This is a genomic window from Paenibacillus sp. FSL L8-0470 (genome assembly GCF_038008625.1).
In the GTDB taxonomy this organism is placed as follows: Bacteria; Bacillota; Bacilli; order Paenibacillales; family Paenibacillaceae; genus Paenibacillus_AQ.
Window position 1 is genome coordinate 1,180,997 of the sequence record NZ_JBBOZM010000001.1, and the last position, 13,537, is coordinate 1,194,533.

Annotated in this window: 13 protein-coding genes and 2 pseudogenes; 8 read left to right on the top strand and 7 right to left on the bottom strand. The window is 50.4% G+C overall.

Annotated features, from left to right (window positions below):
- Nucleotides 1–50: 50 nt before the first annotated feature.
- On the bottom strand, nt 51–2,006 hold the full coding sequence (locus NST99_RS05405) for an ABC-F family ATP-binding cassette domain-containing protein (RefSeq protein ID WP_076113502.1): 1,956 nt from the start codon (nt 2,004–2,006) through the stop codon (nt 51–53).
- Nucleotides 2,007–2,284: 278 nt separating this feature from the next.
- Here NST99_RS05405 and NST99_RS05410 point away from each other — a divergent pair, with 278 nt between their 5' ends.
- The 7 genes from NST99_RS05410 (at nt 2,285) to groL (ending at nt 7,832) form a co-directional block, all read left to right on the top strand.
- Entirely contained in the window at nt 2,285–2,926 is a 642-nt protein-coding gene (locus NST99_RS05410) for a 5-formyltetrahydrofolate cyclo-ligase (protein ID WP_341090151.1), read from the top strand.
- Nucleotides 2,917–3,390 carry a cyclic pyranopterin monophosphate synthase MoaC gene (gene moaC / locus NST99_RS05415; RefSeq protein WP_076113504.1) on the top strand — a complete coding sequence of 158 codons (474 nt, stop codon included), beginning with the start codon at nt 2,917–2,919 and terminating at the stop codon, nt 3,388–3,390. Before NST99_RS05410 ends, moaC begins: the two co-directional genes overlap by 10 nt.
- A gap of 175 nt (nt 3,391–3,565) precedes the next feature.
- Entirely contained in the window at nt 3,566–4,051 is a 486-nt protein-coding gene (locus NST99_RS05420) for a MogA/MoaB family molybdenum cofactor biosynthesis protein (protein WP_038586695.1), read from the top strand.
- A gap of 128 nt (nt 4,052–4,179) precedes the next feature.
- Entirely contained in the window at nt 4,180–4,422 is a 243-nt protein-coding gene (gene tatA, locus NST99_RS05425; RefSeq protein ID WP_341090153.1) for a twin-arginine translocase TatA/TatE family subunit, read from the top strand.
- A gap of 111 nt (nt 4,423–4,533) precedes the next feature.
- A complete protein-coding gene (gene tatC, locus NST99_RS05430) occupies nt 4,534–5,298 on the top strand; it encodes a twin-arginine translocase subunit TatC (protein ID WP_341090155.1) in 765 nt (254 codons plus the stop codon).
- A 494-nt stretch (nt 5,299–5,792) separates the two neighbouring features.
- The gene (gene groES, locus NST99_RS05435) at nt 5,793–6,074 is read left to right on the top strand and encodes a co-chaperone GroES (protein WP_038586703.1); all 282 of its coding nucleotides are present in this window, start codon (nt 5,793–5,795) and stop codon (nt 6,072–6,074) included.
- A 126-nt stretch (nt 6,075–6,200) separates the two neighbouring features.
- Nucleotides 6,201–7,832 (top strand): chaperonin GroEL, encoded by a 1,632-nt coding sequence (groL, locus tag NST99_RS05440; protein WP_341090158.1) that lies wholly within the window; start codon nt 6,201–6,203, stop codon nt 7,830–7,832.
- 152 nt (nt 7,833–7,984) lie between these two features.
- Here groL and NST99_RS05445 read toward each other — a convergent pair whose 3' ends face one another.
- The 3 genes from NST99_RS05445 to NST99_RS05455 form a co-directional block, all read right to left on the bottom strand.
- Nucleotides 7,985–8,956: a tRNA dihydrouridine synthase gene (locus tag NST99_RS05445; protein WP_341090159.1), complete on the bottom strand. Its 972-nt coding sequence runs from the start codon at nt 8,954–8,956 to the stop codon at nt 7,985–7,987.
- A gap of 273 nt (nt 8,957–9,229) precedes the next feature.
- Nucleotides 9,230–10,516, bottom strand: a complete 1,287-nt coding sequence (locus tag NST99_RS05450; protein WP_445744951.1) for an ammonium transporter — start codon at nt 10,514–10,516, stop codon at nt 9,230–9,232.
- A gap of 2 nt (nt 10,517–10,518) precedes the next feature.
- The gene (locus NST99_RS05455; RefSeq protein ID WP_341090160.1) at nt 10,519–10,926 is read right to left on the bottom strand and encodes a hypothetical protein; all 408 of its coding nucleotides are present in this window, start codon (nt 10,924–10,926) and stop codon (nt 10,519–10,521) included.
- Between the two features lie 184 nt (nt 10,927–11,110).
- On the opposite strand from NST99_RS05455, the gene NST99_RS05460 reads away from it, so the two are divergent.
- Complete coding sequence (locus NST99_RS05460) at nt 11,111–11,296, top strand: hypothetical protein (protein WP_341097832.1); 186 nt, start codon at nt 11,111–11,113, stop codon at nt 11,294–11,296.
- Between the two features lie 60 nt (nt 11,297–11,356).
- Here NST99_RS05460 and NST99_RS05465 read toward each other — a convergent pair.
- From NST99_RS05465 to NST99_RS05475, 3 genes and pseudogenes are all read right to left on the bottom strand, one after another.
- Nucleotides 11,357–12,057: pseudogene (locus NST99_RS05465) on the bottom strand (NAD(P)H-binding protein); the annotation flags it as partial.
- A 163-nt stretch (nt 12,058–12,220) separates the two neighbouring features.
- Nucleotides 12,221–13,062 (bottom strand): annotated as a pseudogene (locus NST99_RS05470) (sensor histidine kinase).
- A 223-nt stretch (nt 13,063–13,285) separates the two neighbouring features.
- Nucleotides 13,286–13,483, bottom strand: a complete 198-nt coding sequence (locus NST99_RS05475) for a hypothetical protein (protein ID WP_341090164.1) — start codon at nt 13,481–13,483, stop codon at nt 13,286–13,288.
- Between the last annotated feature and the right edge of the window lie 54 nt (nt 13,484–13,537).

A 13,537-nucleotide genomic window follows, 5' to 3' on the forward strand; every position in this document is an offset into this window, starting at 1 on the left:
TTTTGAACAAATCAGAAACACTTAAAAAATATTTATTTAACGCATTTACATTATTCGTCAGCAAGGTTTTCCCATTCGCTAAATAATTCTGTAAGATTCGCTTTCTTGCTCTTCAGGTCGCTTTCATGTTCTTGAAGCGCCATATAGTCCTGATAAACTTCAGGTTTGGTCATTTCATTTTCGACACGGGCGATGTCTTCCTCAAGCCGGGCAATGTTCTCTTCCAGCTCTGAAATCCGCCGCTGGCGGTTGCGTTCCTCGCGTTTGGCCTGTTTGTCGGCTTCATAGGAAGAAGCGGTGCCTTTTTCCGCTGCTGAAGCTTCGATGTCAGCATTCCGGGACGCTTTGGCAGAGGCAAGTTCGGCTTCCTCCAGTGCGATGTCTTCAAGCTCCTTCTTCTTCTCGACATAGTCGTCATAATTTCCGAGATATTGGTCGATGCCGCCGGGGTGAAGCTCCAGAACGCGCTCGGCCATTTTATTAAGAAAATAACGGTCATGGGAGATGAAAAGCAGCGTTCCCTCGAAATCGATTAGCGCCGATTCCAGCACTTCACGGCTCACCAGATCCAAATGGTTGGTCGGCTCATCGAGAATGAGCATGTTCGCACCGCGCAGCATGAGCTTGGAGAGTGCTACCCGTGCTTTCTCGCCGCCGCTGAGAGCAGCCACTTTCTTCAGGACATCCTCGCCGCTGAACAGGAAATTGCCGAGAATGGTGCGGATTCGCGCTTCTTCCAGCATCGGGTACTCGCTCCATAACTCTTCCAGCACCGTATTGCGCGGATTCAGCCGGGTCTGTTCCTGGTCGTAGTACGCGATTTTCACTTTTGTTCCCCAGTTGACCGTTCCGGCCGAAGGTTCGCGCGTGCCGGTCAAGCACTGCAGCAGCGTGGATTTGCCGATCCCGTTCGGGCCAATCAGCGCCGCAGTTTCGCCGCGCCGCAGCTCGAAGGAAGCATGCTGAAACAGCGGAGCCGATTTTTCGCTGAACGCCACAGCGACATCACGGAGCTGCAGCACCTCCTTACCCGACATAAAATCAGGCTCGAAGGAGAAGCTGGCCTTCTTGAGATCACCCAGCGGTTTGTCGAGGCGGTCCATTTTGTCGAGTGCTTTGCGGCGGCTCTGCGCACGCTTGGTGGTGGAGGCGCGCACGATATTACGCTGCACGAAATCCTCCATCCGCGAAATTTCATCCTGCTGCTTCTCATATTGCTTCATGCGGATTTCATACTCCGCAGCTTTCAGCTCCATGTAGCGGCTGTAGTTTCCGGTGTATCTCCGGGACTGATGCCGTTCAATTTCAACAATGGTCGTGACCAGCCGGTCGAGGAAATACCGGTCATGGGAGACGACCAGGATGCCGCCGGCATAGCCGCGCAGGTAATCCTCCAGCCAGGTGAGCGTCTCGATATCCAGATGGTTGGTCGGCTCATCCAGCATGAGCAGATCGGGAGCCTGAAGCAGGATGCGGGCCAGTGCCAGCCGCGTCTTCTGCCCTCCGCTTAGCGTCGCGATAGGTGTCTCCGGTGCAAATTCACCGAAGCCCATACCATGAAGCACGCTGCGAATCCGCGTATTCATCTCATATCCGCCGTGGTCCTTGAACCAATCCGAGCGTTTGGCATACCGTTCCAGCAGGTCCTCATACCGCTTGGGATCCTCCGCGAGCCGGGGATCGGCGATACTGGCTTCCAGCTGCCGAAGTTCGGCTTCCGCTTCAATCAGCGGAGCAAAGACAGCCAGCATTTCCTCCTGAATGGTCTTGTCCGACTGTAGGCCGCTGTTCTGGGCCAGGTAGCCGATTGTAGTTTCCTTGGATTTATGAATTTGCCCGCTGTCAAAAGACATCTCGCCCGCGAGAATCTGCAGAAAGGTGGATTTGCCCGCGCCATTGACGCCGACGAGCCCCACTCTTTCCTTCTCGTTTACTTGCAGACTTATGCCGTCCAGCACGCTTTGTATCCCATATGATTTCGTAATTCCTGTCGCTTGAAGAAGCATACCGATGAAACCTCCGCCCTTGCTTATTTCGCCTCGGCTTTGAACGCTTCGGCCATATTACATACTTATTCTATAGTTTACATGAAAAGCGTTTGCGGCGCGAGAGGTGCACCCCAGCGTCCAAGGGGTAAATCCGGGTACTGAGGCGAAAAATAGTTAGGCATTGATTCGTATAACAACGTGATTCAAGCTACCTTGGCGAACCGGGGAGAAGAGTGGTAAACTGAGTTTACAAACTATGATAAGCTAGGTATATGGACAAGAGGAGGGTGCTGCCTATGACGGGCCAAAAGCTCCCGCTAGCTGAGTGGAAGCGGGAGCTTCGCGCGGAGAAAGCCGCCCTCCGTGACAGTCTGTCCTTGGATCAGAGGACGTCCTGGTCTTCTCTGGCCTGCAGTCATGCATCAGAACGGCTCCGGCAGGAAGGAGCATCTTCATTCATGGCCTATGTTTCGTTCCGCTCGGAGCTGGATACACGTCCGCTTATCACCGCGGCTTGGGCGCAAGCGCGTAAGGTATTGCTGCCCCGGGTAATTCAGGCCAGCGGAAGGATGAGCCTGCATGCGGTAGCTTCCTGGGAGGATTTGGCGCCGGGAGCTTACGGGATTCAAGAGCCGATTACCGGCGCTATAGAGCTCCAGTGCCCTGAGGGAGTGCCGGATGTGGTATTCGTGCCGGGGCTGGCCTTCGACTCTCGGGGCGGACGGCTCGGTTACGGGCGCGGCTACTATGACCGCTTGCGGGCAGCCTGGGAAGCGGAGCTTCCGGAAACCGCCAGACCGCCGGTATGGGCCGGACTGGCGTACGGACTGCAGCTGGTGCAGGAAGTGCCGATGGATGACCATGATGCCTATATGGACATGCTGATTACGGAAGACGGCATTATTCATTGCCGGAAGGAGAGAGAGCTGTGGAGTTAACCCATTTCAATGAGCAGGGCAGAGCGCGCATGGTGGATGTCAGCGACAAGGAAATTAGCAAGCGGACAGCTGTCGCGCGGAGCAAGGTGCAGATGGACCCGAACACGCTTGCGGCCATTAAAGCGGGCAAGATCGGCAAAGGCGATGTTATGGCTGTTGCCCAGGTTGCCGGAATTATGGCCGCGAAGAACACCTCCAGCTGGATACCCATGTGCCACCCGCTGCCGCTTACCGGTGTTGATATCAGCTTCTCGGATAACAGCGAAGATGAACTCTATATAGAAGCAACCGTCAAGACGACCGGAAAGACCGGAGTGGAGATGGAGGCGCTGACTGCGGTTTCTGCGGCGGCGCTGACTGTATATGACATGTGCAAGGCGCTGCAAAAGGACATGATTATCGGTCCGACGATGCTGGTATCCAAGAGCGGCGGGAAAAACGGAGATTACGCGCTGGAAGCATAGCAGTGGCAATAGGCTTAGCTCAGTAGCAGATACCTGAGTGACATTCACAGTATCACCCGCAGGCGTAAGCATTTGCTAAAAAGGGCGGCGCAGCCGTTCTTCTTGGCGGAAAGCGCGAGAAGGCAGCACATTGCAGGCCTTCCATACATAATACATAGAGAGGGAGGGACAACCTATGGCGTGGAAAACAGCAATCCTGACGGCCAGCGATAAAGGGGCCAGGGGCGAACGGGAAGACACGAGCGCCCAGGTTATTCGGGAGCTGGTGGAAGAGGAGCTTGGCGGTGAGATTATAGAGTACCGTATCGTGCCGGATGAGCAGGATGAGATCATTGCTGCTTTGATTGAACTTACGGATTATTTTCAGGCAGATCTGGTGCTGACTACCGGAGGGACTGATCTGGCGATTCGTGATGTTACGCCGGAAGCTACACGGCGTGTGATTGAGCGGGAGGTGCCCGGCCTCTCTGAGGCCATGCGCAGTACCGTCATGCAGAAGAACCGCGCGGTTATGCTGTTCCGCGGCATTTGCGGCATTCGCGGGAGAACGCTGATCGTTAATTTGCCGGGTACACCGAAGGGTGTCCATGAGAATCTGGCAGCGATAATGGATCAGCTTCCTGAAGCACTGCTCATGGTAACCGGCCAGTACCGTCAATAAACTTGTCAATTCCAGTAATGTCACAGGAATCACTCCGGATAACAGATGGATGTGTGACATAAGTTATGGTATTATTAATTTATTGTTAACAATATCATGAACGGACAAAGTGACAAGGAGGAATGACTATGCTAAATACTATTGGTGCTCCAGGAATTATTTTACTGGTCATCTTAGCGCTATTGCTCTTTGGCCCCAACAAGCTTCCTGAGCTTGGCCGGGCAGTCGGGCGGACCTTCCGCGAATTTAAGGACGGGGCGCGTGAAATTATCAGCGAACCTGAGCCGGCCAAGAAGAGTGAGGCTCCTGTTCCGCCGGCCCCGCACATATTAGCAACAGAACTCCCGCAGGACAGACGCCTGCCGGAGTAATACCATCCATTACGCGGGGGCGTTTCTCTCAGTTCTGTTTCAGACTGGGAAGACGCCCTTTTTTTCTGCCATTAATCATGCTATACATATGTCAATTGGGTGGTGTCTGTCATGACTCTGGAACCGGAAGAAATGTCGGTTGTTGAACATCTCACCGAACTGCGTAGGCGGATTATCTACGTGCTGATTGTTTTTGTAGTGGGTCTCATAGGCGGACTGTTCGTCGCCAAACCGATCTATTTATACCTGATCCATGCGGATCATGCCCAGGGTTTTGTGCTGCATGCCTTCTCTTTCTGGGATGGCATTGGCATGTACATGAAGATTGCCATGGCAGTTTCGCTAACGGTATCCCTGCCTTTTATCGTCTATCAGCTGTGGGCTTTCATCAGTCCCGGGCTGCGGCAAGTGGAGCGGAGTGCGGCTTTGCGGTATGTGCCCTATGTGTTTATCCTTTTCCTGCTGGGCATTGCCTTTGCCTATTACATTGTATTTCCGATGGCGCTGTCGTTTACCATCTCGATCACCCGCAGCATGGGACTGGAAGAAACCTACGGAATCGCACAGTACTTCAGCTTTATGTTCAGCCTGGTGATTCCGCTGGCTCTGCTCTTTGAGCTGCCGCTGCTTGTTATGTTCCTGACGAAGCTGAGAATTCTCAACCCGCTGCGGCTGCGTAAGATGCGGAGATACGCCTATTTTGCGCTCGTCTTCATCGCAGTGGTCATCACACCACCCGATTTCATCTCGGACTTTTTGGTGACGATTCCCTTGCTGGTCCTGTATGAGTTCAGCGTGTTTCTGTCTGCATTCGTTTACCGCAAGCAGCTGGCTATGGACAACGAGCGGGAGGCGCGCTACGTCAGGAAAGAGTAGGCCCGGCAGGGAGAAGACTCCCGCAGGGCTGCTCTGGGGCTGTGGCCGGCTGCTGCAGTTGGGGCTGGGTTCTGCCAGCGGGACACTAGTGCATATCCAATTGAAACTGCATACTAACAGCAGATTGGCGAGGCCCGGCATCCAAATGGCGGAGAAACGTTCGTTGCCCTGGCAATCCGCAGCATATTTTATTTTCTGCTGGATAGAATGTAGAGAGTATGTGTCGGACAACCTCCGAAACCATATTTTTCCCAAAAACAGATCACAATTTACGTAAAAGGACTTGAAATCCGTCCTCAAGTTGAGTATCATAAAAATTGTTGTTAGCACTACAGAGGGTTGAGTGCTAATGCTGCTCGAAAATATGGGATTAGCGCTTAAAAGCTGCGCTTAAGACGATATTTTCATAACTGCCGCATGAATCCTTGGGATTCAACGGTACCCTATCTATGTTTTCAAGGTAAACAACATAATTTCAAAGGAGGCTATTTTTCATGATCAAACCACTAGGTGAACGCGTATTGGTAGAACCAAGCGAGCAAGAGGAAACCACTTCTTTCGGGATTGTGCTTCCGGACTCCTCTAAGGAGAAACCGCAAGAGGGTAAAATTATCGCTGTAGGCAGCGGTGTATTGAAAGACGGAGTGCGTGTACCACTCGAAGTTAAAGAAGGCGACCGCGTGATTTTCTCGAAATATGCCGGAACTGAAATCAAATACGAAGGTAAAGAATATTTGATTATGAAAGAAAGCGACATTCACGCGATTCTTGACTAAGAAGACCGTTCATAAGTTATAGCTAAATTACTTACACAAAACTAAGCGATGCTTTCAAACGCCAGTTTTGCACGATACCGATTCAAGAAGTAACGCTCACATAACTTTTAGGAGGTTAATTACACAATGGCAAAAGAAATTAAATTCAGTGAAGACGCCCGCCGCTCGATGTTGCGCGGTGTTGATGCTTTGGCAAATGCGGTAAAAGTTACACTCGGACCTAAAGGCCGCAACGTGGTGCTTGAGAAGAAATTCGGCAGCCCGCTGATCACCAATGACGGTGTTACCATCGCCAAAGAAATCGAGCTTGAAGATGCATTCGAGAACATGGGCGCGCAGCTCGTTAAAGAAGTTGCAACCAAAACCAACGATGTAGCTGGTGACGGTACTACAACTGCAACTGTTCTGGCACAAGCCATGATCCGTGAAGGCCTGAAGAACGTAACTGCAGGCGCTAACCCGATGGTTATCCGCAAAGGGATCGACAAAGCGGTTAAAGCAGCTGTTGCTGAACTGAAGAATATTGCTAAACCGATCGAAGATTCCCAGGCTATCGCTCAAGTAGCTGCTATCTCCGCTGCTGACGATGAAGTGGGCCAACTGATTGCTGAAGCTATGGAAAAAGTCGGCAAAGACGGCGTAATCACCGTTGAAGAATCCCGTGGATTCCTGACTGAGCTTGAAGTGGTTGAAGGCATGCAGTTCGACCGCGGCTATATTTCCCCTTATATGATCACTGATACGGACAAAATGGAAGCTGTTTTGGAGAACCCGTACATCCTGATCACCGACAAAAAAATCAGCAGCACGCAAGAAATTCTTCCGCTGCTTGAGAAGATCGTACAACAGGCGCGTCCACTTGTAATCATCGCTGAAGATATCGAAGGCGAAGCACAAGCGATGCTGATCGTGAACAAACTGCGCGGAACATTCAACGCTGTTGCTGTTAAAGCTCCTGGCTTTGGCGACCGCCGCGAAGCTATGCTGCAGGACATCGCTGCCCTGACTGGCGGCCAAGTGATCACCGAGAAGCTTGGACTGGACCTGAAAAGCACTTCTATCGAACAACTGGGTAACGCACGTCAAGTGCGCGTAACCAAAGAAAATACTACAATCGTAGACGGAAGCGGCGACAAAGCGGACATCAATGCACGCGTAAGCCAAATCCGTTCCCAGCTGGAAGAAACCACTTCCGAGTTCGACAAGGAAAAACTGCAGGAGCGTCTGGCTAAATTGGCCGGCGGCGTAGCCGTTGTTAAAGTAGGCGCTGCAACTGAGACAGAACTTAAAGAACGCAAGCTTCGCATCGAAGATGCCCTGAACGCAACCCGCGCTGCAGTTGAAGAAGGAATCGTATCCGGTGGGGGTACTGCTCTTGTGAACGTATATGCTGCTGTAGCTGCTGTAAATGCAGTAGGCGACGAAAAAACAGGCGTGAACATTGTACTGCGCGCTCTGGAAGAGCCTGTCCGTACAATCGCAGCAAACGCTGGTCAAGAAGGTTCCGTAATCGTGGACCGTCTGAAAAAAGAAGCTATCGGCATCGGCTACAACGCTGCTACCGATGAGTGGGTGAACATGTTCGAAGCAGGGATCGTTGACCCTGCCAAAGTAACTCGTTACGCGCTGCAAAATGCAGCATCCGTAGCTGCAATGTTCCTGACCACCGAAGCTGTCATCGCTGACAAACCGGAGCCTGAAAAAGGCGGCGGAATGCCAGATATGGGCGGCATGGGCGGTATGGGCGGCATGATGTAATGAAATCATTATCGAAGTAATTTGATGATGATCGACCATTGCATGACCTCATAGTGCAAAAATGAGAGACCTTTCAAGAGTTCATTGAACTTTTGGGAGGTCTCTCATTATTTTTGATAAACAAGTTATCGGAACTGGAGTATTTAGGTGCTTCAATCTAACTCTTGATCTAAAAGAGGTTTTACTAAACGACGCACTTCGTCTGTTGATGTGGTATTCATTAGTTGGTCTCTTAGTTCGCCTGCGCCTCTAAATCCACGAACATAGATTTTGAAATAGCGGAGAAGTGGTCTAAATGAACGTGGCAGGGTTTCTGTTGAATATTTATCGTGAAGATCCAGCTGCAAAAGAAGTAAATTGAGGAAATCCTTCGCGCTATGTTCTTTAGATTCTTTCTCAAAAGCAAATGGATTGGTGAAAATGCCGCGGCCAATCATGACACCATCAACGCCGTATTGTTCTACTAATTGTAATCCTGTTACGCGGTCGGGAATATCTCCATTAATGGTTAACAACGTATGTGGAGCAATTTCATCGCGTAATTTTTTTATATCAGGGATTAGTTCCCAGTGTGCATCTACTTTACTCTTCTCTTTTTTTGTACGAAGGTGAATGGAAAGATTCGCAATATCTTGTTTCAATATATGTCCTAACCAATCGCGCCACTCGTCAATATTAGAGTAACCCAATCTTGTTTTAACACTAACCGGCAATCCACCTGCTTTTGCTGCTTGAATAATTTCTGCTGCAACTTCAGGATGGCGTATTAATCCAGCCCCTTTTCCAGTGGATGCGGCGTTTTGTGCTGGGCATCCCATGTTTATATCGATACCACGAAAACCAAGTTTTTTCATATCAATACTCATCTGTTCAAAAAGTGCAGGTTTATTGCCCCAAATATGAGCGACAATCGGTTGCTCATCATCTGTGAACATTAATCGGCCACCTACATTTTCTTTTCCAACAGGGTGACAATAATTTTCAGTGCTTGTGAATTCGGTGTAAAATACGTCAGGTGTTGCAGCTTCTCTAATGACCTGACGAAATACAATATCTGTGACATCTTCCATTGGAGCTAATATAAAAAACGGCTTTGGTAGATCCATCCAAAAATTTGATTCCATGTTATCTTCTCCTGTTGCAACATATAAAAACGATATAATCTATAGCAAAGTCCTTTACCCATCATACATAGTATCATTATTTTTCGTTTGATGCACAGAATCAATGGTGTGAGCGACAGACACATTGGAGTGTGATTTGGTGTGAGAGTGACCGACTAAGCATCTAAATCTTATAGTCTTATTGGCATACATAAAAAAGCCGCCGGTAATTCCGACGACTTTTTTCCTAGTTAGACATATTCGGTAAGGAGAGGGGCTTTTCGCTTCTTGCTTTTAATGCAGAGATTTATCATCTTCCGCCAGATAATGATCTTCAAGCTCAATAAATTCAGCCGATCGATGCACGGCTATCATGCCGTGATAACTGATATCGAGTCCGATGTCTTCCTCTTCCTCGCTGGAGCGGACATGGACCAGCTTTCCGATCAGCTTCAGACCACACCAGGTAGTTACAAATCCCCAGGCAGCCAATGTAGCCAGACCAAGGGTCTGTACCCCTAGCTGATGCCAACCGCCGCCATAGAGCAGTCCACCATCGGTGGCGAACAAGCCTACAGCTATGGTCCCCCAAGCGCCAGATATGGCATGTACCGGAAAAGCGCCCACTGGGTCATCTATGCGGCGGGCTTCCAGCCAGTTGGTAGCCGCCATCATGAGCAGACCGGAGACAGCGCCGATCAGGATGGCCGCACCGTCACTGACAAACGCACACCCGGCAGTAATACCTACCAGACCGGCGAGGGAACCGTTGATCACTGAGGGTGCATCTGAACGCTGGTAGCGGAATAAGGTGTAGATCAGTGTGATCCCGCCGCCTGCTGCTGCTGAGAGCATGGTGGTAATAGCGATGTGTCCGATCCGGACATCGGTAGCACTTAAGGTACTTCCTGCGTTAAAGCCGAACCAGCCGAACCAGAGCAGGAAGGCGCCGACTGAAGCAAGCGGCAGATTGCTCGGCAGGGAAACCGTGCTGTTCCCGGCCTGATTGAACTTGCCCTTTCTAGGGCCGATAACGATCGCCGCTGCCAGTGCCGAGAATCCTCCAAGGGCATGAATGACGGCTGAACCTGCGAAGTCCTGCAGGCCCAGCTGGTTCAGCCAGCCGCCGCCCCAGGCCCAGTGACCACCGATGGGGTAGATCAGGCCTGTCATTAAAATGATGTACAGCAGATAAGCGCGGAAGTTAATCCGTTCAGCAACCGCTCCCGATACGATGGAAATGACAGCGATGGTAAATGCCGCCTGGAACAGCCAGAAGGTATCAAGCGAGATGGTGAAATGGAGATTGGAAAGGTCACCGCCAAGCAGGAATCCGCTTGTGCCCACCAAACCGCCGGCGTCTTTGCCGTACATGAGCCCAAACCCGAAAATATAAAAAATCAGCGTTCCTATGGTGATATCGGCGAACACTTTCATGATAATGTTCACACTGTTTTTATACCTTACAAAACCGGCTTCCAGCAGGGCAAAACCGCCCTCCATCAGCAAAATCATAGCGGCGCTCAATACGACCCAAATCGTATCTACTCCACCGCCAAGCGACTCCAGCGTCACATTCATTTCTATAGTGCCTCCATACCCCTAATGGTTTTGATTTCACGTATGATCTCTGGTGAGAGCGGAATCTCTTCCGTTGCCGGATGATTATCTAGAAGGAGTAGAACCTGATCTAGCTCTTGAATGTCTCTTTTAATGCTGTTTATTCGTTTGAACCGGTCTTTTACATGAACGATATATTCAACGGCTGTGTGATGGCTGGCGGGGTGTCCGGCAAACCATTTGCGGATCGGGGAGAGCGATTGGTACATTGCCTCTTCGGATCGCCTCTTTTGTTCATATTTGTTGATTTTATCCTTAATCCCCTCGATTTCATCCTCCTTCTTGATCTTGAGGCGTTCGATGAGGTCTTTTAATTCCTCTGCAGATAGACGAAAAACAACATTTTGGTATACTTCATTCACAATAATCATGTTAGATCTCCTTACATGAAAAGTCATAGACTGATTATAGGGACAATATATTGACAAGTCAATAGGTTTTTATACCAGTTGGCATGTCAATCCAGTAATGTGCTATACGGGGATTGCAAGACCCTCTATTATATAGAGTACAAGACGAACGATCAGCAGGAAGATATCTGAAAGGATGATGATTATGACCTACTCACTGAGATTGGGCAGCTCAGGAGATGCCTCCGATGTCCTCTATCTGGAACAGCAGATTGCAGCCGTCAAACAGGTGATAAAGCGGGCCGAAGCTGCAGGACATAAGGAAGCACTGGATGAAGCCAAGAACAAGCTCGCGGAACTGGAAGGCGAACTGGATAAGCTTGTGGATTAGTGGGAGTGGATGGTGCCGATCTTTTTGCCTGTAAAAATAGCCGTACTGAAAGGTCTTAAGATAGGTCATGCTGTCAGGTCCGCCAACATCAATGGCCCGGTTGTACAGCTCTATGCTCCCAATGCTTGCTGTCAAGGCCTACAGGACATCAGACAGTGCAATGGGGTGGGTTTTAGTGCGCGTCCATTTCGGCAGTGCCATGACCGGCAGGCCCCGGACCAGCTTAGCCAGAATAGGGAAGGACGAGCCCTGCGGTCCGACGATCAGCCAGCGCGGATTGTTGTGACAGGTACACCGTAGGAGCCTAGCACACGCTCTATCTCAACCCGGCTGCGCAGATGGCGGGACAGCTTGGCCTGCGGCTTACTGTCCGGGATGATCCCGCTTAGGTAGATGATCTGGCGGATGCCGTTCTTGCTTGCTGCGCGAGCAAAATTATCCACGAGTATGGCGTCCATGTCCGCGAAGTTTGCCTGTGTCAGCTTAGCTGTCGGCATCATGGAGTGGACCAGATAGATGGCATAGTCCGCGCCTTGTAATGCTTTTTCCGCAGAGGATATGGAGAACAGCTCACAGGAACGCCATTCCACATGGTTGTTATCTTCCTTCTGGTCTCCATGCCTGGATAACGCGATCACATCATATTCCCGAGTCAGCTGCTCCAGCAGGTTATGTCCGATATATCCGCTCGCTCCGGTTAGGGCGATTTTCAGCCTGTTGCCTGAGCTTTCTGTATTCGTTTCAGTTGTATGCATGGGCATTGCCTCCTGTTGTGCGAACGTAATCGGATGATAAGTAAATAAAGCCGTGCTTGCCAGTACCCGTTTACGCTAAAGTTCAACCTGTTGCTGGTTCCACAAGACACTAGCGCTATCTGGTCTTTCAATGCCAAACAGTACCCACTCGATCTGAAAGATACCATTGTCATATGAAATATCCAGCCAGGCCATTCAGAGCTTCTATGGTTTTTTTGATATTTTCGAGGCCGATGCCATGTGATCTGTGATCGGCCTTCGTCGAACGGATATCGCCGAAAGGACCGGTCTGAACGGTATGGGCATACGGGTTCGGATTCGTACAAACAGGCTGTCGTTCAAATAATGCATATGTACAGTGATCTGCCGCTCGGGCTCCGGTTCTGTTATTCCCTGGCAGGCCTCTATAGCATTATCCAGGGCGTTGCCGAGAATCACGCAAAGAGCTGCAGTGTCCAGCGTAAGCTGTGGGGGGATGGTCAGCTCATGGTGGGCAGCATTCTGGATTTTGTAATTAAGGATCGAGTCAACGACCAGGTTTTCCGTATTGCAGCTGTAAGCGTCGGGTTCGAGCCGGCCGAACAGGGTATCCAGCTCCTGAGCTGTTGCGTCTGGTTCACCAGAATCCAGTTTTACACGCAAGCCCAGCAGGATATGCTTGAAATCGTGCTGAAACTTGAAGCTGTCCTCCTGCAAGCTCTGGATCATGTGATATTGATTGAGATAATAGATGTTCTGCTGTTCGAGCAGGAGACGTTTGCTGCGCTCGGATTGGGCGTGCATGATACGGTCATTAAGGACATAAATGAGCAGATTGATGGCCAGTAGCAAAGAGGGAATCACCGGGAACAGCTGCGGGTAGCTCCGAAAAAACAGGTTGTTGGACAGCTGGAGCAGTGTTGTATTGCTCAGCAGCGGACACAGAAACAGAAGGCACCAGTACCACCCGGCAAGAGTACCACTTCCGTCTCCTTTGGTAACCCGCAACAAAACGAAGACGAGCAGGAGCATTAGCAGCTTGGAAAAGACCAGGTTTTCCAGAAAGCCCACATCTGAGAAGGCAAGGGAATCATTGTATCGTTGAGAAAAAGAAGTGCAGCTATGAATAGCGCACTATATCCCTTCCATTTGCGCTCTCCTGCATACAGCAGGGATAACAGAAGGATGAGGCCGGTGTTCAGAATCCCCTGCTGGCCGTAATGGCTAACAGGGGATTTTTTTTGCGTTTAGATATCTACTTCTTCCCATCCTTCAGTAGCAGATCCTCCGGTGCCGGCTCCAGGTCATCTGGCATCTCATTGACCAGCAGCGGCTCTCCAATGTCGATTAGGATAGTTTTAGCGCCGACTGCCAACACGATGCCGGTACGACCTTGCCAGTGAACTTCCGTGATTCGGACACGGACTCCCACGGTTACATCTTCTAATTTCATAATAATCAGCCTCCTTAATATTAGAGGCTCAAATCCACTTGCCCATAATTTGCC

Coding starts and splice junctions, on each gene's coding strand:
- NST99_RS05455 (WP_341090160.1), bottom strand. CDS start 10,926: ATGATTATTGTGAATGAAGTATACCAAAATGTTGTTTTTCGTCTATCT.
- groES (WP_038586703.1), top strand. CDS start 5,793: ATGATCAAACCACTAGGTGAACGCGTATTGGTAGAACCAAGCGAGCAA.
- NST99_RS05410 (WP_341090151.1), top strand. CDS start 2,285: ATGACGGGCCAAAAGCTCCCGCTAGCTGAGTGGAAGCGGGAGCTTCGC.
- NST99_RS05405 (WP_076113502.1), bottom strand. CDS start 2,006: ATGCTTCTTCAAGCGACAGGAATTACGAAATCATATGGGATACAAAGC.
- tatA (WP_341090153.1), top strand. CDS start 4,180: ATGCTAAATACTATTGGTGCTCCAGGAATTATTTTACTGGTCATCTTA.
- NST99_RS05445 (WP_341090159.1), bottom strand. CDS start 8,956: ATGGAATCAAATTTTTGGATGGATCTACCAAAGCCGTTTTTTATATTA.
- tatC (WP_341090155.1), top strand. CDS start 4,534: ATGACTCTGGAACCGGAAGAAATGTCGGTTGTTGAACATCTCACCGAA.
- NST99_RS05420 (WP_038586695.1), top strand. CDS start 3,566: ATGGCGTGGAAAACAGCAATCCTGACGGCCAGCGATAAAGGGGCCAGG.
- NST99_RS05475 (WP_341090164.1), bottom strand. CDS start 13,483: ATGAAATTAGAAGATGTAACCGTGGGAGTCCGTGTCCGAATCACGGAA.
- groL (WP_341090158.1), top strand. CDS start 6,201: ATGGCAAAAGAAATTAAATTCAGTGAAGACGCCCGCCGCTCGATGTTG.
- NST99_RS05460 (WP_341097832.1), top strand. CDS start 11,111: ATGACCTACTCACTGAGATTGGGCAGCTCAGGAGATGCCTCCGATGTC.
- NST99_RS05450 (WP_445744951.1), bottom strand. CDS start 10,516: ATGAATGTGACGCTGGAGTCGCTTGGCGGTGGAGTAGATACGATTTGG.